At 66.1% G+C, this 21,542-nt stretch carries 16 protein-coding genes; 7 read left to right on the top strand and 9 right to left on the bottom strand.

Features of this window, described 5'->3' with window-relative positions:
• Positions 1-6: 6 nt before the first annotated feature.
• Complete coding sequence (locus ACCQ05_RS18940) at positions 7-504, top strand: hypothetical protein (protein ID WP_372392095.1); 498 nt, start codon at positions 7-9, stop codon at positions 502-504.
• Between the two features lie 343 nt (positions 505-847).
• Here ACCQ05_RS18940 and prmA read toward each other — a convergent pair whose 3' ends face one another.
• Complete coding sequence (gene prmA, locus ACCQ05_RS18935; RefSeq protein ID WP_372392094.1) at positions 848-1,768, bottom strand: 50S ribosomal protein L11 methyltransferase; 921 nt, start codon at positions 1,766-1,768, stop codon at positions 848-850.
• 516 nt (positions 1,769-2,284) lie between these two features.
• Here prmA and ACCQ05_RS18930 point away from each other — a divergent pair.
• Positions 2,285-3,208 (top strand): hypothetical protein, encoded by a 924-nt coding sequence (locus tag ACCQ05_RS18930; protein WP_372392093.1) that lies wholly within the window; start codon positions 2,285-2,287, stop codon positions 3,206-3,208.
• Entirely contained in the window at positions 3,205-3,570 is a 366-nt protein-coding gene (locus ACCQ05_RS18925) for a hypothetical protein (protein WP_372392092.1), read from the top strand. The genes ACCQ05_RS18930 and ACCQ05_RS18925 overlap by 4 nt, the downstream gene beginning before the upstream one ends.
• Positions 3,571-3,915: 345 nt before the next feature.
• On the opposite strand, the gene accC is transcribed toward ACCQ05_RS18925, so the two are convergent.
• The 8 genes from accC to ACCQ05_RS18885 all read right to left on the bottom strand — a co-directional run bounded on the left by accC (position 3,916) and on the right by ACCQ05_RS18885 (position 14,666).
• Complete coding sequence (accC, locus tag ACCQ05_RS18920; protein ID WP_104543417.1) at positions 3,916-5,283, bottom strand: acetyl-CoA carboxylase biotin carboxylase subunit; 1,368 nt, start codon at positions 5,281-5,283, stop codon at positions 3,916-3,918.
• Positions 5,273-5,650: a four helix bundle protein gene (locus ACCQ05_RS18915; protein WP_228961641.1), complete on the bottom strand. Its 378-nt coding sequence runs from the start codon at positions 5,648-5,650 to the stop codon at positions 5,273-5,275. Before ACCQ05_RS18915 ends, accC begins: the two co-directional genes overlap by 11 nt.
• Before the next feature lie 77 nt (positions 5,651-5,727).
• Complete coding sequence (gene accB / locus ACCQ05_RS18910) at positions 5,728-6,219, bottom strand: acetyl-CoA carboxylase biotin carboxyl carrier protein (protein ID WP_372392091.1); 492 nt, start codon at positions 6,217-6,219, stop codon at positions 5,728-5,730.
• 97 nt (positions 6,220-6,316) lie between these two features.
• Positions 6,317-6,763 carry a type II 3-dehydroquinate dehydratase gene (gene aroQ / locus ACCQ05_RS18905; RefSeq protein WP_104543423.1) on the bottom strand — a complete coding sequence of 149 codons (447 nt, stop codon included), beginning with the start codon at positions 6,761-6,763 and terminating at the stop codon, positions 6,317-6,319.
• 491 nt (positions 6,764-7,254) lie between these two features.
• Entirely contained in the window at positions 7,255-9,417 is a 2,163-nt protein-coding gene (locus ACCQ05_RS18900) for a prolyl oligopeptidase family serine peptidase (protein WP_372392090.1), read from the bottom strand.
• Positions 9,418-9,754: 337 nt separating this feature from the next.
• A complete protein-coding gene (locus ACCQ05_RS18895) occupies positions 9,755-12,070 on the bottom strand; it encodes a protein-disulfide reductase DsbD family protein (RefSeq protein ID WP_372392088.1) in 2,316 nt (771 codons plus the stop codon).
• Between the two features lie 16 nt (positions 12,071-12,086).
• On the bottom strand, positions 12,087-12,410 hold the full coding sequence (gene cutA / locus ACCQ05_RS18890) for a divalent-cation tolerance protein CutA (RefSeq protein ID WP_104543429.1): 324 nt from the start codon (positions 12,408-12,410) through the stop codon (positions 12,087-12,089).
• A 486-nt stretch (positions 12,411-12,896) separates the two neighbouring features.
• Entirely contained in the window at positions 12,897-14,666 is a 1,770-nt protein-coding gene (locus ACCQ05_RS18885) for an endonuclease (RefSeq protein ID WP_372392087.1), read from the bottom strand.
• Positions 14,667-15,117: 451 nt separating this feature from the next.
• Between ACCQ05_RS18885 and ACCQ05_RS18880 the strand changes: the two genes are divergently transcribed.
• The 4 genes from ACCQ05_RS18880 (at position 15,118) to ACCQ05_RS18865 (ending at position 21,482) form a co-directional block, all read left to right on the top strand.
• The gene (locus tag ACCQ05_RS18880; RefSeq protein WP_003483210.1) at positions 15,118-15,405 is read left to right on the top strand and encodes a co-chaperone GroES; all 288 of its coding nucleotides are present in this window, start codon (positions 15,118-15,120) and stop codon (positions 15,403-15,405) included.
• Positions 15,406-15,540: 135 nt separating this feature from the next.
• Positions 15,541-17,181 (top strand): chaperonin GroEL, encoded by a 1,641-nt coding sequence (gene groL, locus ACCQ05_RS18875; RefSeq protein ID WP_029218654.1) that lies wholly within the window; start codon positions 15,541-15,543, stop codon positions 17,179-17,181.
• Between the two features lie 156 nt (positions 17,182-17,337).
• Positions 17,338-20,226 carry an SNF2-related protein gene (locus ACCQ05_RS18870; protein ID WP_372392086.1) on the top strand — a complete coding sequence of 963 codons (2,889 nt, stop codon included), beginning with the start codon at positions 17,338-17,340 and terminating at the stop codon, positions 20,224-20,226.
• Positions 20,223-21,482: an ATP-binding protein gene (locus tag ACCQ05_RS18865; protein ID WP_372392084.1), complete on the top strand. Its 1,260-nt coding sequence runs from the start codon at positions 20,223-20,225 to the stop codon at positions 21,480-21,482. The genes ACCQ05_RS18870 and ACCQ05_RS18865 overlap by 4 nt, the downstream gene beginning before the upstream one ends.
• Positions 21,483-21,542: the final 60 nt, after the last annotated feature.

Raw genomic sequence — 21,542 nt, 5'->3', positions numbered from 1 at the left:
AGGAGCGTGTTCATGGTCGAGCCTGTTGCTTCCAAGACCGACCGCGTGTCGGCCGACATGCCGCCGACGCAGGCGCCGTGGCGGGCCGATTCGCCGCTGGATCCGGCGGTGCAGCGGTTCCGCGGCGCCACCTGCTACCAGGTGTGGCAACGCGGCCAGCACTGGACCGCCGTCGCCGAGGGCGCGCACTGGTCAGCGGCACTGGCGCCGCGTGGCTGGGCGCTGCGTCATCGGCAGTGGCCGCTGTTGGGAATGGGCGGCCTGCTGGCGGTGTTGGCCGCCGGCGTGGCGCTCGCCGGTGCCCAGGCGTGGTCGCTGAGTGCCTGGGCGGTGCTGTTGGTGGCCGAACTGGTGTTGCGTGTGCGGGCGGGCCGGCATGCCGGGCGCTCGCGCAGCGACGCCCTGCGACGCGCCGGCTGGCAGCCGGTGACCCGGCTGCGCGCGATCAGCGTGGCCGATGCGGTGACCACGGCGCGGATCCGCGCCGGCCGCCCGCAGCGGTAACCGCCCGGCGCACGCCGGGCGGGCTGGGATGCGACACCATCGAAGCAGGCGCCGCCGTAGGCGCAGTGGAGCGGGGCGGCCTTGCACCGGCATGGCTGGCGCAACGGCAAGCGGCCGGCGCGCTCGGCGCCGTTCCAAGCCGTCGATGGCCCACCCATCGGGGGAGTACCCACCCGGGGAGCGGGCCGTGATGTGCCGAGCCTGCGTTGCGCGCCTTGCCCCGGGGGGCGAGCACGGGCGCCAGCGTAGGCCTGGCGTCGCCGGCCACGGCACGCTGCGCACCCGACCCCGGGACACCTACCTCGGGACACTCACCTCAAGGCAGATGCGTGCCGCAGTCGGCTCAGTGGCGGCGAACGCCATCGATGCGCATCCAGTCTTGATCGCGTTCGCAGCGCAATTGCTCGAACCAGGGGGCGTAACGCTCCAGCAGCTCGTCCTCCTGCCCGTGCAGGATGCCCGACATCGCCAGGCGGCCACCCGGGGCCACGCGCGCGGCCAGCAGCTCGGCCAGCGCGTCCAGTGCCTTTGCGAGGATGTTGGCAACCACCACCGGATAGGTCTGCACCGGCTCGTCCTCCGGCATGTACACGGCCAGCTGCGCGCCCACGCCGTTGCGCTGCGCGTTCTCGGCGGTGGCCAGCAGCGCCTGCGGGTCGTTGTCCACGCCGACGGCGTCGATGGCGCCCAGCTTCAGCGCGGCGACCGCAAGAATGCCCGAGCCACATCCGAAATCGAGCACCTGGCGGCCCTGCAGCTCGCCGCTGCCGGCCAGGCTGTCCAGCCAGCGCAGGCACAGCGCGGTGGTCTGGTGCGTGCCCGAGCCGAACGCCAGGCCCGGGTCCAGCCGCACCACCGCGGCCTCGGGCGTGTTGGCGGCGTCGGGCAGGTCGTGATCCCAGGGTACGACGAAGGTGCGCGCGCCAAATTGCATCGGCTTGAACAGATCCATCCACGCACGGATCCAGTCGCTGTCCTCGACCATGCGAAACGACACCCGGCCCCAGTCCAGCTCCGGATCGAAGCCTTCCAGGTCCACCAGCACCTGCAGCGGATCGCTCTGGCCATCGAACAGCGCGGTCATTTCCAGTTCCTGCCACAGCGGCGTTTCGCCCACGCCCGGCTCCAGGATGGCGTGCTCGTTGCTGTCATCGGTATTGGCGTCGAGCAGGGTCACCGCCAGCGCGCCGACCTCTTCGAGCGCGGTCTGGAAGCGGGGCTGGGTGGCATCGGAGCAGGGCAGGGTCAGTTCAAGAAACGGCATCGTGGCGATCGGCAACAGTGAAGGCGTGCATCGTAGACCATTCGCGCCGGCCCGCTGCCGCGCGAGGCGGTGGCGGCGCGGCTGTCCGGCCAGAGGCCGGTTGCTGTGGCAGGTGAGGATGGCGGCGTTGCACGAGGGTGTCAGGGGCAGATGCGCGACGCCGGAATCGCCTGTCCAGCCGGGGAGCTGTTCGATCCATGCAAGCCGCTGCACGCATCGGGTATCGCGCAGGCCAGGGCGATGCCCGATGCGTCGGCATCCAGGCCAGGGCATCCAGGCCAGGCAATGGCACCCGCATCGCAGCACCGGCAGGCCGATCGCTGCATCCGCTTTGCCGCGCAACCAAACACGCGTTGCGCGCCACCCACACGCATCTCGCGCAGATCCTCACCGCATGGAGTGCCCCTCCTCATCGGACCGCGCAGCAGCGCTCGCTTGGCCGCGGCCGGCTGCACGGCCGGGTGCTAGACTCCGCGCCGTCGCTGCGGGTGTGTCCGCAGCTGGGTCGCCGCTGTCATGCCGCTTGCTCGTGCCCGCCATCTCTGGCTGTTGCTCGCTCCCGTCGCGCTCGCGGCGGCAGGGTGGTGGCAGCTGCGCGCGCAACCACCCGCGGTGGCCGCCGATGCGGCGCCGGCGGGGGGCGGCGTCATGCGCGTGTCGGCTGCCGCGCCTTCGCGGGCGCCGTTCGAGCACGGCAACGCCCTGCAGTTGCCATATCGCGATGCGGTGGATGCGCAGCCGGATCTGTACCGCTACGCACAGCGGTTGCAGCAGCAGGTGCGCGCCGGCGATGCACAGGCCGGGTGGCGCTTGAGCCGGGTCACCGATTACTGCGCACCCTATGCCGACAGCCCGGCCGGCTATGCCGCCGATAGCGAGTGGATCGCCGCGCACGCCACGCCGGGCGTGGCGGCCATGCGTGCCGCGCGCGATCGCGTGGCGCAGCGCTGTGCCGGTTTCGCGCCCAGCGATGGGCTCGGCCCGCGTCTGGTGGCGCAGCAACGCCTGCGCGCAGCGCGCGGCGGCAGCCTGGCCGCCGAGGCGGCCTTGCTGGCCCAGGGCGAGCCGCTGCAGGCAACGCCCACCTACAAGCGCGCGCTGGTGCAGCGCGTGCTGGCTTCGCGCGACCCGGAGGCGTATCTGGCGCTGTCGCCTGCGATGGGCGCGCGCGCCAGCGGCGACGACACTCTGGAAGGCTACGTGGCCGGCGACCAGTTCGCCGAACTCGCCTGGCAGGTGGCGGCATGCCGGCTGGGCCTGGACTGCAGTGCCGACAGCACGCTGGTCACCAGTTACTGCGCCAATGCGGGCATCTGCTCGCGCGAAGGCGCACAGGATTTTGTGTCGTTCGTATTCGATGCCGCGGTACCGCGGCAGGGAGCAGACAGGGTGGATGAGATGGTCGATACGCTGGTGTCCGAGCCGGGAGCGCAGTCATGAATTACCGTCGATGGGCGCACGGCGCCAAGTTCTGGTTGTGGGTGGCCTTGTTCGTGGCGTATTCGGCCGCGGCAGTGGGCATCGTGATGATCGATACCGCCGATCACCGGTATCAGCCCTTGTCGATCAGGTCCACCACCGTCGGCGCAGACGAACAGCAGCGACGGCATGGCGCCAGCCAGGTGGCGGCGGTGTATCGCGCAGGCAGTGCGATGCCGTTCTCCACGCTGCCGGCGGGCGCCACCTTCCAGGTGGTGTGGCCGGATGGTTCCACCGAAACCATGACCGTGGTCGATCCAGCCTCGTCCAGCGGCATCGTGCCGGTGCCGGGCAGCCAGCAGGGGCCCGCGCCGCAGCGTTGAGCGCTGCCGCGCGCCGATGGGGCGCGGCCGCTGCACGTCCGGTAGCGCAGGCGGCAACGGCGGGTAGGTGCGGCTGCAGCTTGACCACTCTCACGTGTGCAGATAATCGAAGGCCTGCATATCGGATCCGGCGCTGGCTTGCGCCATCCGGGCGTCGAAGCCTCGGGCTCTGCAGGCGCGCACCCGGGTGCGACGGGGCTCTACCGATAAAGCCCCGTCGCGCCCGGGTGCGCTCCTACGCAGGGACTGGCTTGATGGCGCGACGCAGTGTCGGCCCGATGCACCTGGGAGCAACGAAAAAGCCCGGTTTCCCGGGCTTTTCGTTGCGTGCCATGGCGCTGGCGATCAGGTCAAGGCGATCGACTTGTTCTTGCGCTCGGCCAGGCGCTTCTCCAGATAGTGGATGTTCTGCCCACCGGCCTGGAAGCCCTTGTCGCGCATGATGCGCTGCTGCAACGGGATGTTGGTCTTGATGCCGTCCACCACCATCTCGCTCAGCGCCACGCGCATGCGTGCGATGGCGGTCTCGCGGTCCGGGCCGTGCACGATCAGCTTGCCGATCATCGAATCGTAGTTCGGTGGCACCTTGTAGCCGCTGTAGATGTGCGTATCCACGCGCACGCCTGGGCCGCCCGGCGGATGGAAGGCGGTGATCAGGCCCGGGTTGGGCATGAAGGTTTCCGGATCCTCTGCATTGATGCGGCATTCGATCGCATGCCCGCGCAGCACGATGTCGCTCTGCTTGATGCTGAGCTTGTGGCCGGCGGCGATACGCAGCTGCTCGCACACCAGGTCGATGCCGGTGATGCGCTCGGTGACCGGGTGTTCCACCTGGATGCGGGTGTTCATTTCGATGAAGTAGAAACGCCCGTTCTCGAACAGGAATTCGAAGGTGCCGGCGCCGCGGTAGCCGATGCGGATGCAGGCATCCACGCAGACCTTGCCGATCTCGTTGCGCAGTTCTTCGGTGATGCCCGGGGCCGGCGCTTCTTCCACCACCTTCTGGTGGCGGCGCTGCATCGAGCAATCGCGCTCGCCCAGATGGATCGCACCGCCCTGGCCATCGGCGAGCACCTGGATTTCCACGTGGCGCGGATTTTCCAGGAACTTCTCCATGTAGACCTGATCGTTGCTGAAAGCGGCCTTGGCTTCGGACTTGGTGGTTTCGATCGCCGCCTTCAACGCCGCTTCCGAATGCACCACGCGCATGCCGCGCCCGCCGCCACCGCCGGCGGCCTTGATGATCACCGGGTAGCCGATCTCGCGCGCCACCTTGGTGTTGGCGACGATGTCATCGCCCAGCGGGCCCCCCGAGCCGGGCACGCAGGGCACGCCGGCGGCCTTCATCGCGCGGATCGCCTCCACCTTGTCGCCCATCAGGCGGATGGTGTCGGCCTTGGGACCGATGAAGATGAAACCGGATTCCTCCACCCGTTCGGCGAAGTCGGCGTTCTCCGACAAAAAGCCGTAGCCGGGATGGATGGCCTGCGCATCGGTCACCTCGGCCGCGGCGATCAACGCCGGGATGTTGAGGTAGCTGTCGCTGGAGGCAGCCGGGCCGATGCACACCGACTCGTCGGCCATGGCCACGTGCTTGAGGTTGCGGTCGACCGTGGAATGCACCGCGACCGTGCGGATGCCGAGCGTATGACACGCGCGCAGGATGCGCAGCGCGATTTCGCCTCGGTTGGCGATGACGACTTTATCTAGCATGGGATTGGGGATTAGGGATTGGGGATTCGTAGAAGGCGCCGGTCTCGCGGACATGTCGCGATTCGTCCAGCGTGCGGATCAATGCGTTGAGCTTGGCAAACGTGCGATTGAGCAGGTCGGCAATTGCCGCATCGGGCGAGGTGAACTGCAGTCGCGTTGCAATCTGCAGTTGCGTGTCCAGCTCCGCCAATGAGCCGCGCGCCATCGACAGATAACGCAGGTACTCGGCAGTAGAGCGCCTCGCAGCGCCTTCGGCGATGTTGGAAGGAACGCTGATCGCGGCGCGTCGCATCTGTGCCGTCAGTCCAAAGCGTTCGGAATCAGGAAAATCGTGGCTCAGGCGATAGACCGCTTCGACAAGCGACATCGCATCGCGCCACACCGTCAGGCGCTCGTGCGGTCGCTCTTGCGAATCCCGAATCACGATTCCCTAATCCCCGCGCTTCAGCCAATCACAAACAACGGCTGATCGAATTCCACCGGCTGGCCGGTTTCGCCGAGGATGGCCACGATGGTGCCGGAGACGTCGGCTTCGATCGGGTTGAACATCTTCATCGCCTCGATGATCGCCAGGGTGTCGCCGGCCTTGACCGCCTGGCCCACGCTGACGAAGGCCGGCTTGTCCGGGGACGGGGAGGTGTAGAAGGTGCCGACCATGGGGGCGCGCAACACGTGGCCTTCCGGCAGCGCGGCGGCGTGCTTGGCGCCACCGGTGGAGGCCTCGGTGGGCGAATGCATCGGCATGCTGGCCGCCGCCGGTGCCTGCGCCTGCACGGCCGGCGCGGGGGCGTAGGACTGCACCGGCGCGCCCATCACCTGGGTGCCCTTGGGTACGCGGGCCAGGCGCACGCTTTCCTCGCCTTCCTTGATCTCGATTTCGGCGAGATTGGATTCTTCGAGCAGGTCGATCAGTTTCTTGATTTTGCGGAGATCCATGAGGGCCTCTTGAGGTGAATCGGTGGAGAGTGCCGGCGGCTGCCGGCGGAATGGGGTCAGGCCGTCGGCGCGGTGGCCGGCGTCGGCAAGGCGGGGATCATGGGTCGCGCTCCAGGCGCGCGATCACCGCTTCCAGCGCCAGCCGGTAGCTGTCGGCGCCGAAGCCGCAGATCACTCCGTCGGCCTTGTCGCTGAGATAGCTGTGGTGGCGGAACGGCTCGCGCGCATGCGGGTTGGACAGGTGGACCTCCACGAACGGCAGGCCCACCCCCAGCAGCGCGTCGCGCAGCGCCACCGAGGTATGGGTGAAGGCGGCCGGGTTGATCAGGATGTAGGCGGTGCCGTCCTCGCGCGCGGCGTGGATGCGCTCCACCAGAACGTGCTCGGCATTGGACTGCAGGCAGCTCAGCGCGTGGCCGGCGGCCTGCGCGCGGTCCACCAGCGCCGCATCGATCTGCGCCAGCGTGGTGCGCCCGTAGACCTCCGGCTCGCGGGTGCCGAGCAGATTGAGGTTGGGGCCATGCAGCAGCAGCAGGTGGGCCATGACATCCAGCAGAGCGGAAAGGCCGGAAGTCTGCGCGATGCTGGCGATGCTGTCCAGATAGCAGAAGTTATAGCTGTTTTAAACAAGCGATTGAATTCTTGCGATGGGTGCCGGCCGGGTCAGGCGCGACGGGCATCGGCCGGTGCCGATGCAGCGGCATGCCGTGGCGTTCCGCAGTGCCGGCACCGCGCCGCTGCCGCTGCCGCTGCCGCTGCCGGGGCGCGTTTTTCGGATGCTCGCCTCCAGTGCGCAGCGGGCGCAGACATCGGCGGTGTGCAGCGCCGGTCCAGGCGCATCTTCCGCTGCCTCGCGTCGGGATTCCGTGTCCGTGCCAACAAGTTCGGCCGTCCCGGCCAACGGGCGCGAGGTGTCCTGAGTCAGGCCGCGCGTGCCCGGCCGGCCCGCCGCAGTGGGTGGCATCCACGCAGCCTGCTCGTGACCACCGTGCACGATCGATGCAGTTGCCGGCCCGATGGCAGTACGGGCGGGCCCTACCGGCCTTCGGCTGCCGCAGTGTCGCGCCCGAGGTGCCGCCACAGGAAGGCGTACATCAGCGCAGCACGATGCGCAGCTTGGGCATTGTCGCCAGGGTTGGCGTGGCCGCCCTCCATGCTTTCGTAGAACACCGCGTCCTTGCTCGCATCCAGCATCTTGGCGGCCATCTTGCGTGCGTGCCCGGGGTGGACGCGATCGTCGCGGGTGGAGGTCAGGAAGAGCGTGGGCGGATAGGTCTTGTTCGGATCGAACAGGTGATACGGGGAAAAGGTCTGGATGAACGACCAGTCCGCAGTGTCCGGGTTGCCGTACTCGTCCATCCATGACGCGCCGGCCAGCAGGTGGTTATAGCGGCGCATGTCCAGCAGCGGGGCTTCGATCACTACCGCCCCGAACAGCTGCGGATACTGGGTCAGCATGTTGCCGGCCATCAATCCGCCGTTGCTGCCGCCGCGCACGGCCAGATGCTTGGCCGAGGTGACCTTGCGTGCGATCAGGTCCTGCGCGATGGCGGCCATGTCCTCGTAGGCCTTGTGCCGGTTCTGCTTGAGTGCGGCCTGGTGCCAGCGCGGGCCATACTCGCCGCCGCCACGCATGTTGGACAGTGCGAAGACCCCGCCCTTCTCCAGCCACGCTCGTCCTATGACGCCCGAGTAGTACGGCAGCATCGGGATCTCGAAACCGCCGTAGCCATAGAGTTGGGTCGGTGCGCTGCCATCGAATGCCAGCGCCTTCGGGCGGACCAGGAAATACGGGACGCGGGTGCCATCCTGGCTGGTGACGAAGTGTTGCTCGATGAGGAACCGGCTGGCATCGAAGAACGCCGGCAGCGCTTTGAGGCGCTGCGGTTGCTTGCCGATCTGCGCCAGCGACAGCGTGGGCGGAGTGAGGTCGTCCGCGACGGTGAGCCAGACCGCATCGCTGTCGACGTCGTCCAGCGCCTTGATCTCCGCAGCGCCGAAAGTGGGGGCACCGACGAACGCGCTGCGCTTCCAGCCGTGCGCACCGGGGGTCAGCACGCTCAGCCGTGTTTTGACGTCATCCAGGATGTTGAGCACCAGGTGCGAGCGGGTCCAGACGGCACTGCTGAGCGAGGCGGTGTCGGTGGGCTGGAAGACCACCTCGAACGCGCGCTTGCCCGCCATGAAATCGTCGAAGCGGGTGGCCAGCAGCGTGCCGGCTGCATAGGTCTTGCCGGCGACGCTCCACGGCTCGCGCAACTCCAGCGTGAGCCATTGGCGATGCAACTGCTTGGTCGCCGAGTCCGGTACCTCGATCTGGGCCAGGCGTCCGTTGCGGTCGCGCAGATACCAGCGCTTGTTGCGGATGCCCAATTCGCGAATCACGATATCCCGTTCGAACCCCGGGGTGTGGTCATGGAAGGCCCTCACGCGCATATCCTGCGGGCTGCCCTCGTAGACGGTCGTGGCGGTATCCAGGGCAGTGCCGCGTTTCCATTGTTTGACCACGCGCGCGTAGCCCGAATCGGTCGTGGTGCCAGCGCCGAAATCGGTACTGACATAGACGGTGTCCTGATCGATCCAGGACAGCTCGCCCTTGGCTTCGGGCCGGACGAAGCCGTCCTCCACCCACCGCTTGTCGATCAGATCGAACTCGCGCGTGACATCGGCATCGGCACCGCCGCGCGACAGCGTGATCAGGCAGCGGCGATAGGCCGGACGCAGACAATCGATGTCCTTGTGCTGCCATGCCCAGTCCTTGCCCTCGCTCTGGTTGAGGGCATCCAGATCCAGCACGGTTTCCCACTTCGGTGACGGCTTGCGGTATTCGGCCGGTGTGGTCCGTCGCCAGATGCCGCGCTTGTGTTGTCTGTCCTGCCAGAAGTTGTAATAGCTGTCGCCGATTTTCTGTACGTCGGGAATCTTCGCATCCGAGTCCATGACTTCACGGATACGTGTTTCCAGTTGCTGGAATTTGGCGGTGCCGGCCAGCTGTTGCTCGGTGCGCGCATCTTGATGCTTCACCCAGTCGAGCGCCTTTGTGCCGGTGACATCCTCCAGCCAGAGATACGGGTCTGTGTTGGCCGTGGCGGCTGCAGCAGTCGCAATGCCGGGCGTCGCAGGTGCTGCATCGGCACCTGCAATGCCGGCAAGAAGCATCGCTGCGCCGAAAAAGATGCGGGTGGACGTGGGGGCCATTATGTCGCCATCGCCGAGAGGGGGCGACAGCATAAAGTCGAATATCGCGCTGCGACCGCGCGGTGAGTAATGTTGAGAAATGCGCTCTGAGAAAGCGCTTCACGCTGCGGCGACTTTCTAGGAAAGGAAATGACTGGATGCTGTCGAGTTAATCGCGTGTGGGCTCGGACGCGACGAAATGATGGTCGTGGACATCGTGCGGCGTCCGGCGGTGCGTCGGCAAGCGGGCAGGTTGCCGATGACAGCAAGGCGCACACGTTCCTGGGATCGCCCCGCAGGCCCAATGTACACCGGTGCAGCCCCCCGCCAGACGCATTGGGGCCTCGAAGATGCCGCCTCAGCGCGCCGCGCGCAGCAGCGCATCCTCGGTGATCGCGCCGGTCAGCACCGTGGGCAGGATCGCCGGTGGAGCGCCGGGGCCGTAGACCACGTACAGCGGCACGCCGACGGCCTGATGCTGGTCCAGGAAGGTGCTGATGGCCGGGTCGACATTGGTCCAGTCGCCTTTCATGTACACCGCATCCACGCGGCGCAGCGCGTCGCGGAATTCGGCGCTGCCCAGCACGTTCTTTTCGTTGGCCTTGCAGGTCACGCACCAGTCGGCGGTCATGTTGACGAACACCACGCGGTTGTCGGCGCGCAGGCGGTCCAGCAGCTGCGGCGAGAACGCCACCACGCCTTCGCTGGCGGCGGTGGCCGCGGGCAGGCGCAGGCGGGTGACTCCGACCACCGGCACGATCGCCAGCACCAGCATCACCGCGGCCAGACGCATGCCCGGGCGATTGCTGCTCCAGCGGCTGCGCTCGAAACACCACAGCCCCAGCGCCAGCAAGGTGGCGCCGACCAGCATCAGCGCCACCGCGTCCACGCCGCGCTGCTTGCCCAGTACCCACAGCAGCCAGATCGCGGTGAGGTACATCGGGAACGCCAGCACCTGCTTGAGCGTTTCCATCCAGGCACCGGGCGTGGGCAGGCGGCGGGCCAGCGAGGGGATGAAGCCGATCAGCAGGAACGGCAGCGCCAGGCCCAGGCCCAGGGTCAGGAATACCAGCATCGCCAGTAGCGCCGGTGCGGTGAACGCATAGGCCAGCGCGGTGCCCATGAACGGGGCGATGCAGGGGCTGGCCACCACGCAGGCCAGCACGCCGGTGAAGAAATCGCCCAGCGGGCCGTTGCGTGCGGCCAGCGACTGGCCGATGCCGCCCAGGTTGCTGCCCAGGGTGAACACGCCCGACAGGCTCAGGCCGACTGCGAACATCAGATAGGCCAGCGCGGCCACGAACCACGGCTGTTGCAGCTGGAAGCCCCAGCCGGCCGCCTGCCCTGCCGCGCGCAGCGCGATCACCAGCCCGCCGATGGCGGCGAAGGACACCAGCACGCCCAGCGAATACCAGATGGCATGGCTGCGCGCGTGGCTGCGGCTCTCGCCGCTATGCGCCAGGCCCAGCACCTTCAGCGACAGGATCGGCAGCACGCAGGGCATCAGGTTCAGCACCAGCCCGCCCAGCAGCGCCAGCGCCAGCATCGCCAGCAGGCCCTTGTCGGTATGCGGCGGCTGGGTGCGCTGCGGGTTGTCGGCCGAGGCGTCGGCCGCCGCACGCGCAGTGCCCTGCGCGGCCTGGGTCGGGGCCGGTTCGGCAGGCGTCTGCCCGGCGGCCAGCGGCGAAATCATCAGCGGCGCGGCCTGCGCCTGGTTCTGCGGCGACACCGTGCCGGCAGGCAGGTCCAGCGCCACGCGGCGGGTCATCGGCGGGTAGCAGATGCCGTCGGTCTGGCAGCCCTGGAAGGTGGCCACCAGGGTCACCCGCGCCGGCTCGGCGCGCTCGCGCAGCAGCGGCAGGGTGACTTCGGCCTGGCCGAAATACACCACCACATCGCCGAAGTGCTCGTCGCGGTGGGTCTTGCCCTGCGGCCAGCGCGGCAGGCCGGTACGCACGCCGCTGCTGCCCTCCACCGCCAGCGAGGTGCGGTCGCGGTAGAGGTAGTAGCCCGGGGCCGGGGTGAAGCGCAGCAGCAGGCTGTTGCCGTCGCCGACGATGGCTTCGAAAGTGAACGCCTGCTCGGCCGGCAGCGGCAGCGCCTCCATTCCGGCGGCCTGGCCGGCGGCGCCGAACAGCCGCGGGCCGGAGGCGCTGCGCGGCACCAGCGCGCCCAGGTTCTCGCGCGGCGGGGCGGCAGCGGTGGCCTGTGCGTCGGGCAGGGCGACGCGGATCTCGCGGCGCTGCGGCGGGTAGCACACCCCGGCGTCGGCGCAGCCCTGGTACTGGACCTGCAGCACCGCGGTCTGCAGGGACGGCTCGGCCTTGCCGGCCAGGGTGGCCTGCAGCAGCTTGCGGTAGGTCTGCACCTGGCCGAAGAACTCGTCGTGCTTGCTCTGGCCTTCCGGCAGGGCCAGTTCGCCGGCGCTGAAGCCCTGGCCGGATTTGACGCTGATGCGGTGGCGGTACAGGTAATAGCCGGGCGCGATCTTCCATTGCAGCGCGATGCTGTCGCGGCTGTCTGCCTGCGCGCTCAGTACGAAGGCCTGGTCCACCGGCAGCAGGTCGGCTTCGCTGACCGCCTGCGCGGCGGGCGCCAGCAGCGCCAGCGACGCGGCCAACAGGGGGGCGGCCAACCGTACGCGGCGGGCGATCCAGCGGGACAGGGACTTCATGGAGGTTGAGGATTCCTTAGCGGGTTTCGGTGCGGACCCAATCGAGATAGGCCGGCAGCCCGGCGCTGGCTTGGACCGCCACCGCCTCCGGCAGTTCATACGGATGCAGCGCCTGCAGCCGCGCGATGGCGTCCGGCAGGCGGTCTTCCCAGGTCTTGATCAGCAACTGCACTTCCTGGCTGCGCTCGATCGCCCCGTTCCAGCGATACAGCGATTGCACGCCGGGCAGTTGGGTCACGCAGGCGGCCAGGCGTTCGTCCAGCAGCGCATGGGCGATACGGTCGGCGCTGTCGGCATCCGGGCAGGTGCTGAGCAACAGGTGGAGGGAAGAGGCAGTCATCGGACCCGGCAGTGTAATCCCCTGCCTGCGGGGGATCGACCGGGGATTCCGGAACGCGGCATCCATTTCGCCCCACGGCCGGCGTGCCTGCAAGGCGCGATGGCGGTCGCGGGAGGTTGGGGTGGCCCTCGCCTTCTGAACCATGGCATGACCCGCGCTGGCTGGACGAAGCGCCGGATCCGCGCGCGGCATCCGCCTTCGATACAGCCGGCCCCGCGGCACTGCGCGGACGGTGCCATCGGATAAGGCGCCGAGGTGGGCGTTGCGGTGACCGCGGCGCGTGCCGGGTCGGTGCCTCACCCCAGGCCGGGCCGGACGTCGGCAGCTCTCGGGCGACTGCTGGCGCAGATCGCGCAGCGGCCATGGTGCCGGTCGTCAGCGACAGGGTGGAGGGCGCCGCCGCCTGGGCAGCGATGCGGTCGCCGTCACGCGTCGCTGCAGACACAGCGCCCCGGCCCGACGCATCCCGCGCCGGGCCGGTATCGCTCAGTTGGCCAGCTGGCAGCTGGCCGGCTTGGCCGAGTTGAACAGGCTGGCAGTGGCCCATTCGGGGTGATCGACGAACGGGTTGCGGTTGCCCTGGAAGCTGAAGATCACCTGGTTGCGAGCGCGCTCGGCATCGTCCGGCGGATCGGCCTGGTGCCAGGCCAGCAGCGTGGACAGCAGGCCCATGTAGGCCGGCGAGGCCGAGGTCTGCACGATCCGGCTGCGGTCGTCGGTGAGCTCCAGGTCCGGCTCGGACTGCCCGGTGCCTGCATCGGTGCCGCCTTCGTAGCGGATCGCCATGTACATCACCGCACGCGCCATGTCGCCCTTGCGCCGGCCCCACACCTCGAAGCTGCCGCCGTTGCCGTCGGGCGTGCGCACCCAGTTGGAATTGCCCGGATAGCGCCCGCTGCCGCCGCCACTGCCGTCGTTGACCTCGGTCACCCGCTCGCCGCAGCTGCTGGTGCAGGTGGCATAGGGTTTGTTGCCGCGGTCGGCGTTGAAGGCGGTGTCGGTCAGGTACAGCATGTGGGTGTCGGTGTAGGGCGCGTACGGCAAGCCGCGGTCGCCGGTGGCGCTGCCGAAGCCCAGCGAGTTGGGCCAGGTATGCTCGCGGTTGTAGGTGAGCCCGCTGCCGGTGCCGGCGCGGTCGCTGACCTTGGCGTAGCTGCGGTTGCGGTAGGCGTCCAGGATGCGGCCGCTGTTGTTGGGGTCCTCGTCGGCCATCTCCAGGATGGTCCAGGTGCTGGTACCGGTGCCGCTGTACGGGTAGACCGTGTGGCCCTTGATGGTGGCATGCAGCGAACAGCGCAGCTGGCTGGCGTTGGCGGTGTTCACCCGCGCGTAGTAGCCGGTGCCGCCGCCGCTGGCGGTGGCCACGGTGAAGGCGATCGACTGGTTGGCCGCCGGGCTCAGCCCGCTGGCATCGCGGATGGCGCTGGCGGTGATCGCCAGGGTGCAGCGCTCGCCGCCGACCAGGGCAGTGTTGGTGGACAGCGTGAACCGGGTGCCGGTCGTTGCGTAGCTCAGCGCCACGTTGCCGGAGCTGGCGCAGCTCAGCGCAAAGGCACCGCTGCTCAGCGTTACCGCCTCGCTGAAGCCCACCGCCAGATCGCCGGCGGCCGGGAAGCCGGTGGCGCCCTGGGTCGGGGTGGTGCTGGTGATCGTCGGCGCGCCAGTCATGCCGCCACCGCTGCCGTTGAAGCTCTGGCCGCGGTTGCAGGCGCCGAAGGTCTGCGCCGCCGAGCCGGCCCAGCTGAAGTTGGCCGCGTTGCTGCCGGTGCCGGTGAGCTGCAGCGAGCTGCCGACCGCGCTGCTGTTGCTCTCGCTGACCGGCAGGTTCTGGCTGGCGACCCCGGCCGCCGCGCCGCCGCTGCCGGTGATGGCGCCTTCGTAGCTGAGGAACTGCACCAACTGGCCGCTGGGGTCGACCAGCGCCACGCCGTCGTTGGGACCGTTCTGCACGCCGTTGCTGGCATAGCTCACCGTGGCCATACGCACCTGGCTGCCGCAGCTGACCAGGCTGCCGGCCGGCACCGCAGTGGTGGAGTAGACCGTGGCCGCACCCGGGGTGCTGCCGTTGTAGAGCTGGATGCGGTAGCCGCTCAGCGATTCGCCGGCAGTGGCCACCACTTCCACCCCTTCGCCGCTGTCGCCGGAGGCGCCCGCGTCGTCGTAATGCAGTTCGTTGATGAACACCGCGGCGTGGGCGGTGGGGACGGCCAGGGCGACGGCGCAGGCCAGGGCAAGACTACGGAACGGCAACCTCATCGACAGCTCCTTGTGATCGGGGAATGCGTCGCCGACTGTAGAGCCTGCGCATGACAGTCGGTGGAACCTGGTTCCACTTCAGGGCAATGTCGGCTCGGGAGGGCAGGGTGCCATGGCGCGACGCGCTGCCGGTGCGGTGCGCCCGCCTCGCTCCGGTCGGTGGAGCGTGCCCCGGCCCAGGCGATCGCCCCATGGCTCCGTTCGCGATGGCGCGGCCCGCGTGCTCGGCCCGAACCTTCACCCAGTTCCCGGCTGCACGGTGGCCCCGGCGTGTCGAGCGGATGAAAATTTTTTGCGCCCGGCCCTTGAAACCCGCCCGCCCAGCACTATCTCTGGCCCGCACCCGCTCTGTCGGGTTTTTTCCGCGCGCTGTGCTGGCAGTCGTCATGTGCGAGTGCTAACATCGCCGATAATTTCCAGACCAATCAATCACTTAAGAGGGTCTTTCTCTATGAGCATCAAGCCGCTTCACGACCGCGTTGTAGTCAAGCCGATCGAAGCCGACGAAGTTTCCGCCGGCGGCATCGTGATCCCGGACTCGGCCAAGGAAAAGTCCACCAAGGGTGAAGTCGTCGCCATCGGCGCCGGCAAGCCCCTGGACAACGGCAGCCTGCGCGCGCCGGTGGTCAAGGTCGGCGACAAGGTCATCTACGGCCAGTACGCCGGCAGCAGCTACAAGTCCGAAGGCGTCGAGTACAAGGTGCTGCGCGAAGACGACATCCTGGCCGTCATCGGCTGATAGCCGTTGCCGGCGGGATTCGGGAGTCGAGATTCGGGATTGGTCAGTGCGCTTCGCGCAGCCGATCCCGCATCCCCCCGGAACCCGCTCTAGCCAATCCCCAATCCCCAATCTCAAATTCCGGAGTTTCAGACAATGGCTGCTAAAGACATTCGTTTCGGTGAAGACGCACGTACCCGCATGGTTCGTGGCGTCAACGTGCTTGCCAATGCCGTGAAGGCCACCCTGGGCCCGAAGGGCCGCAACGTCGTGCTCGAGAAGAGCTTCGGCGCCCCGACCATCACCAAGGACGGCGTCTCCGTCGCCAAGGAAATCGAACTGGCCGACAAGTTCGAGAACATGGGCGCGCAGATGGTCAAGGAAGTCGCTTCCAAGACCAACGACAACGCCGGCGACGGCACCACCACCGCCACCGTGCTGGCCCAGGCCCTGATCCGCGAAGGCGCCAAGGCCGTGGCCGCCGGCATGAACCCGATGGACCTCAAGCGCGGTATCGACCAGGCCGTCAAGGCTGCCGTGGTCGAGTTGAAGAACATCTCCAAGCCCACCACCGACGACAAGGCGATCGCCCAGGTCGGCACCATCTCGGCCAACTCGGACGAGTCGATCGGCAACATCATTGCCGAAGCGATGCAGAAGGTCGGCAAGGAAGGCGTGATCACCGTTGAAGAAGGCTCGGGCCTGGAAAACGAGCTGGACGTGGTCGAGGGCATGCAGTTCGATCGCGGCTACCTCTCCCCGTACTTCATCAACAACCAGCAGAGCCAGTCGGCCGACCTGGACGACCCGTTCATCCTGCTGCACGACAAGAAGATCTCCAACGTGCGCGACCTGCTGCCCGTGCTGGAAGGCGTGGCCAAGGCCGGCAAGCCGCTGCTGATCGTGGCTGAGGAAGTCGAAGGCGAAGCGCTGGCCACCCTGGTGGTCAACACCATCCGCGGCATCGTCAAGGTCGTGGCCGTCAAGGCACCGGGCTTCGGCGACCGTCGCAAGGCGATGCTGGAAGACATGGCCGTGCTGACCGGCGGCACCGTGATCTCCGAGGAAGTGGGCCTGGCGCTGGAGAAGGCCACCATCAAGGACCTGGGCCGCGCCAAGAAGGTGCAGGTCTCCAAGGAAAACACCACCATCATCGATGGCGCCGGCGACACTGCCGCGATCGAGTCGCGCGTGGGCCAGATCAAGACCCAGATCGAGGACACCTCCTCCGATTACGACCGTGAGAAGCTGCAGGAGCGCGTGGCCAAGCTGGCCGGTGGCGTGGCGGTGATCAAGGTCGGCGCCTCGACCGAAATCGAAATGAAGGAAAAGAAGGCACGCGTCGAAGACGCCCTGCACGCCACCCGTGCAGCCGTCGAAGAAGGCGTGGTCCCGGGCGGCGGCGTGGCCCTGGTGCGTGCGCTGGTGGCCGTGGGCGAGCTGAAGGGCGCCAACGAAGACCAGACCCACGGCATCCAGATCGCCCTGCGCGCGATGGAAGCCCCGCTGCGCGAAATCGTCGCCAACGCCGGTGAAGAGCCGTCGGTGATCCTGAACAAGGTCAAGGAAGGCAGCGGCAACTACGGCTACAACGCCGCCAACGGCGAGTTCGGCGACATGGTCGAATTCGGCATCCTGGACCCGACCAAGGTCACCCGTTCGGCGCTGCAGAACGCCGCCTCGATCGCCGGCCTGATGATCACCACCGAAGCCATGGTGGCCGATGCACCGAAGAAGGACGAGCCGGCAATGCCGGCCGGCGGTGGCATGGGCGGCATGGGCGGCATGGATTTCTGATCCAGCCGGCTTCGGCTGTTGCAGCAAAAAGGACCCCGCCGAAAGGCGGGGTTTTTTGTCCCTGCAAGTTTGCGTAGTGAGCGCATATTGGCGAAGTTTTGCGTCACTCGGCATACTCTGACGAGAGTTCTGACGCATTTCATAGAGGCATCCTCCATGTCCACCCTGCCAGCGCCATCGGGCGGCAGTGTCTATCCCAGTGGTCAGCCGGGGTTGCATTGCTACTCGCACCACCAGGGCAAATTCTTCGCCCATTGGTTGACGCTGCGCAGTCGCGACGAATCGGCAGTTGCACGGGCGTTGTCCGCTGCGCGAGTCGATATGAACCCACATCAAGTGGATGCCGCTCTGTTCGCGCTCAAATCCCCTGTCGAGGCCGGTGTGTTGCTTGCCGATGAAGTGGGGCTTGGCAAGACCATTGAGGCCGGTCTGGTGCTGGCCCAGCATTGGGCGCAGCGCCGTCGCCGTTTGCTGTTGATCGTCCCTGCAACGCTGCGCAAGCAGTGGACACAGGAGCTCGAAGATAAGTTTCAACTACCGTCCTTCATCCTTGAGGGCAAATCGTTCAACGCTTTTCGTCAAATCGACGTAAGCAATCCTTTTCAGATCGACGACGTGATCATCGTGACGTCCTATGAATTTGCCGCAAGCAAGCAAAAAGAGCTTGCTGCGGTCAGCTGGGATCTGGTCGTGCTCGATGAGGCGCACAAGCTGCGCAATTTGTATAAAGGCAAAAGTGCGTCAAAGCGTGCTGTCGCCTTGAACGAAGCGCTGCGTGGAAGGAGAAAGGTCCTGCTGACCGCCACGCCATTCCAGAATTCGTTGATGGAACTGTATGGGCTGGTGTCCTTCATCAGCGACGAGTTCTTTGGCAGCCAGAAGGCGTTTCAGATGCAGTACGCCTCTGGTCGAAGTTCCGAAGCTCGTCTTAATGACCTAAGGCATCGGCTCAAGCCGATTTGCCACCGTACCTTGCGTCGTCAGGTACAGGCTGAAGGTGGCATCAACTTCACCAAGCGCTTTTCGATCACTCAGGACTTCACGCCCTCCGACGAGGAGCTCGAGCTCTACGATAAGGTGTCGGCTTACCTGCAGGATCCTTCCATCCTTGCTATCAAGCCGACAGCTCGGCATCTGGTGACATTGGTGGTGCGCAAGATTCTGGCCTCCTCGACGTTCGCCATCGCCGATACGCTCGACACGATCATCGGTCGACTCGAGTCCAACCAGGCACTTACTGCCAAGCAGATCGAAGATTTCGAGACCGTCGACGAGCTGAGCGATGAGTTGGATTCCGATGAGATGGTGCCGGATAGCGATGCCTTGCAGGCAGAGCTGTTCTGCCGTGCGGAAGAAATCGATCGTCTGCGCGGCTACCGTGATCTGGCCAAGCAGATTCAAAGCAATCGTAAAGGCGATGCACTCTTATTGGTCCTCGGGCGAGCGCTCGGGATGGCCGAAAAGCTTGGCGGTCAGCGCAAGGCAGTGATTTTCACCGAGTCGCGGCGCACACAGGAGTACCTGCGCGTGCTCCTAGAAGAGCATGGCTATGCGGGACGAACCGTGCTGCTCAATGGAAACAACGACGACGTTGATTCCCGCCAGCTGTACGCCGATTGGCTGGAGCGTCATGCCGGCTCTGCGGTCGTTTCAGGTTCCAAGACGGCAGATATGAAAGCCGCAGTGGTCGAAGCCTTTCGTGATCAACGGGATATTCTCATCACCACCGAAGCAGGTGGCGAAGGCATCAACCTGCAGTTTTGCTCGTTGCTGGTCAACTATGATCTGCCCTGGAATCCGCAACGTGTCGAGCAGCGGATCGGACGTATCCACCGCTATGGTCAGAAGAGCGACGTGGTTGTGGTGAATTTTGTCAATCGCAAGAATCGCGCTGATCAACTGGTGTTTGAGCTCCTGGAAAAGAAGTTCAAGTTGTTCGACGGCGTATTTGGCGCCAGCGACGAGATATTGGGTGCGATCGAATCCGGTGTGGATATCGAACAGCGGATCCTGCGCATCTATCAGAACTGTCGCGATGCCGCCCAGATCGAGTCCGAGTTTGCTGCCTTGCAGTCTGAGCTTGACGAGAGCATCGGCCGACGCGAAGAAAGTGCGCGGCGCATGCTGCTAGAGCATTTCGATGAGGACGTCGTGCGCAACTTGCGCTCACGCCGCGCAGGGATGCTGCATAAGATCAATCAGTATGAAAGCCAGTTTCTCCACCTGATCGCGGCCGAACGGCCTAATGCACTGATCAGTGACAAGCTGGTTCAGTTGGAGGAGGGCGATTACGCGGTCAGCTGGCCACCGGCCGAAGAAGCCAATGCCGGCTTGTTGAGGCCGGACAAGGGGTTGGGGGAGCGGCTTTGTCGCCAAGCCAAAGACCGTCCGACTCCGCCTGGCACGCTTCATTTCGATTACGCCGCTGTGGATGCGCAGCGTGCCGATGTGCGGCAATGGTTGGGAAGCCGTGGGCAACTACGGGTGGCTGTGGTCACCATCCAGACCGCAGAGGAAGTGCTGGAAGAATTGGTGTGCAGTGCACTGTGTAGCGATGGACGTGTCGTGCCGGACGAGACCGCTGCGCGTTTGATGGAAGTGCCTGCCCGTTTTGTGCCAAGGCATCGTGTGGCTGAAGATCGTCCGCTGCCGGCGTTTGAAGCATCAGTGGAACGCGTGCTGGCTGAGGCAAGCAGGCGAAACGAACAGTGGTTTTTACAGGAATCTGAACGTCTTGACCGGTGGGGCGAGGATCAACGGCTGCTGCTGCAGCAAAGTATCGATGAGTTGGACCTGCAGGTGCGCGATGCCAAGCGCACGCTGCGCCAGCTCGAAACTTTGGAGCAAAAAGCCCAGCTCAAACGTGAGATCAAGCGGATCGAGCAGCAGCGTGATGACGCCATGCTGGATTTCTTCGAAGGGAGAAAGCGCATCGAGCGTAGCCAGGACGCGATGCTGGAGCGGGTTGAGAATGCGCTGCGTACGCAGCACACCGTCCAGGTGTTGTTTGATGTGGAGTGGGCATTGGAGCATCCGGATCAATGAGTAGCTCACGTGAATTGGGCGATCTGCTCGAGCAGATCCGTCTGGGCGAAGATTCGCAGCTGGAATTCAAGCGTGTCGTATTCGAGAACGACAAGATCAAGGGGCCGAACGGAGAGAGCCTTTGCCAGGAGATTGCGGCCTTCGCTAACGCTATCGGCGGGCGCCTGATCCTGGGCGTAGACGACAAAACCCGCGATGTGGTCGGCATCCCGCTGGAGCAGCTCGATGCAGTCAGCATCTGGGTCGAGAACTGCGTGCGCGATCGCATCAAGCCGGAACCCACTGTCTATCTGCGGCGGCGGTTGGTTCCCGATCGGACGGGGACTGAACATGCCGTGCTGGTGATCGATGTACCGCGTTCGTTGTATGTCCACCTTGCTCCTGGCGGTTACTTCCGCCGCCAGGGCAGTTCCAAGCACGAATTGCCGCCAAACGAATTGTTGCGTCTCATGCAGTCGCGGCAGCGCGCCGGAACGCTGGGCTTCGATGAGATGCCCGTGCTGGGCTGTACGCAAGTGGACTTCGACGCTGCGCTGTATGGTCGCTTTCTCGGTACAACCGATGAACCTGAGGAGCTGCGCCTACGCAAGCTGAAGCTGCTGGTGCCGGGAGAGCCAGGCGAGGAATGGGCCAGTGTCGCCGGCGTCTTGATGGCCACAGTCACGCCAAGCGACTGGTTGCCCCAGGCCTATGTGCAATGCGTGCACTACGCCGGCACCGAGAAGACTGCCCAGGAGCAACTGGATGCGCAGGATATCCAGGGGCCGCTGGATCAGCAGATTCGTCAGGCGGCGGCCTTCGTGCTACGCGGCATGCGCACCGCCGCACGCAAACAGCTGGGCCGGATCGACGTGCCCCAGTTCGATCCGGAGGCTGTTTTCGAGGCTATTGCCAACGCCGGTGCGCATCGCGACTACTCGATCAGCGGGGCGCCGGTGCAGGTGCATCTGTTCGCCGACCGGTTGGAGATCACTTCGCCCGGTGCGTTACCCAACTCCCAATCGGTGGAGTCGATGGCCCTGCGCACCGCCACCCGTAATGAACTGTTGACCAATCTGCTGGCGCGTTGTCCGGTCGAAATGGAAGGTGTCGGCCGGAGTCGCGTGATGGAGAAGCGTGGCGAGGGCGTGCCGCAGATCCTCAACCGTAGCGAACGCCTTTCTGGACATCGGCCAAAGTTCGAGTTGCTGGGTGAAAATGCTTTACGTGTGACGTTGTACGCGGCTGATCCTGAAACGAGCCCGTTGTTGAACTAAGCCGGCAGAGGCAGTGCGGGCCTCGCCCATGCGGTCATTGTCCGCAACGATGACTGAAGA

Origin of the sequence: Xanthomonas sp. NCPPB 3582, from assembly GCF_041475735.2 — a bacterium.
Classification (GTDB): Bacteria; Pseudomonadota; Gammaproteobacteria; order Xanthomonadales; family Xanthomonadaceae; genus Xanthomonas; species Xanthomonas codiaei.
This window is presented reverse-complemented; position numbering and strand designations above follow the sequence as displayed.

Coding starts and splice junctions, on each gene's coding strand:
- prmA (WP_372392094.1), bottom strand. CDS start 1,768: ATGCCGTTTCTTGAACTGACCCTGCCCTGCTCCGATGCCACCCAGCCC.
- ACCQ05_RS18930 (WP_372392093.1), top strand. CDS start 2,285: ATGCCGCTTGCTCGTGCCCGCCATCTCTGGCTGTTGCTCGCTCCCGTC.
- ACCQ05_RS18925 (WP_372392092.1), top strand. CDS start 3,205: ATGAATTACCGTCGATGGGCGCACGGCGCCAAGTTCTGGTTGTGGGTG.
- accC (WP_104543417.1), bottom strand. CDS start 5,283: ATGCTAGATAAAGTCGTCATCGCCAACCGAGGCGAAATCGCGCTGCGC.
- ACCQ05_RS18915 (WP_228961641.1), bottom strand. CDS start 5,650: ATGTCGCTTGTCGAAGCGGTCTATCGCCTGAGCCACGATTTTCCTGAT.
- accB (WP_372392091.1), bottom strand. CDS start 6,219: ATGGATCTCCGCAAAATCAAGAAACTGATCGACCTGCTCGAAGAATCC.
- aroQ (WP_104543423.1), bottom strand. CDS start 6,763: ATGGCCCACCTGCTGCTGCTGCATGGCCCCAACCTCAATCTGCTCGGC.
- ACCQ05_RS18900 (WP_372392090.1), bottom strand. CDS start 9,417: ATGGCCCCCACGTCCACCCGCATCTTTTTCGGCGCAGCGATGCTTCTT.
- ACCQ05_RS18895 (WP_372392088.1), bottom strand. CDS start 12,070: ATGAAGTCCCTGTCCCGCTGGATCGCCCGCCGCGTACGGTTGGCCGCC.
- cutA (WP_104543429.1), bottom strand. CDS start 12,410: ATGACTGCCTCTTCCCTCCACCTGTTGCTCAGCACCTGCCCGGATGCC.
- ACCQ05_RS18885 (WP_372392087.1), bottom strand. CDS start 14,666: ATGAGGTTGCCGTTCCGTAGTCTTGCCCTGGCCTGCGCCGTCGCCCTG.
- ACCQ05_RS18880 (WP_003483210.1), top strand. CDS start 15,118: ATGAGCATCAAGCCGCTTCACGACCGCGTTGTAGTCAAGCCGATCGAA.
- groL (WP_029218654.1), top strand. CDS start 15,541: ATGGCTGCTAAAGACATTCGTTTCGGTGAAGACGCACGTACCCGCATG.
- ACCQ05_RS18870 (WP_372392086.1), top strand. CDS start 17,338: ATGTCCACCCTGCCAGCGCCATCGGGCGGCAGTGTCTATCCCAGTGGT.
- ACCQ05_RS18865 (WP_372392084.1), top strand. CDS start 20,223: ATGAGTAGCTCACGTGAATTGGGCGATCTGCTCGAGCAGATCCGTCTG.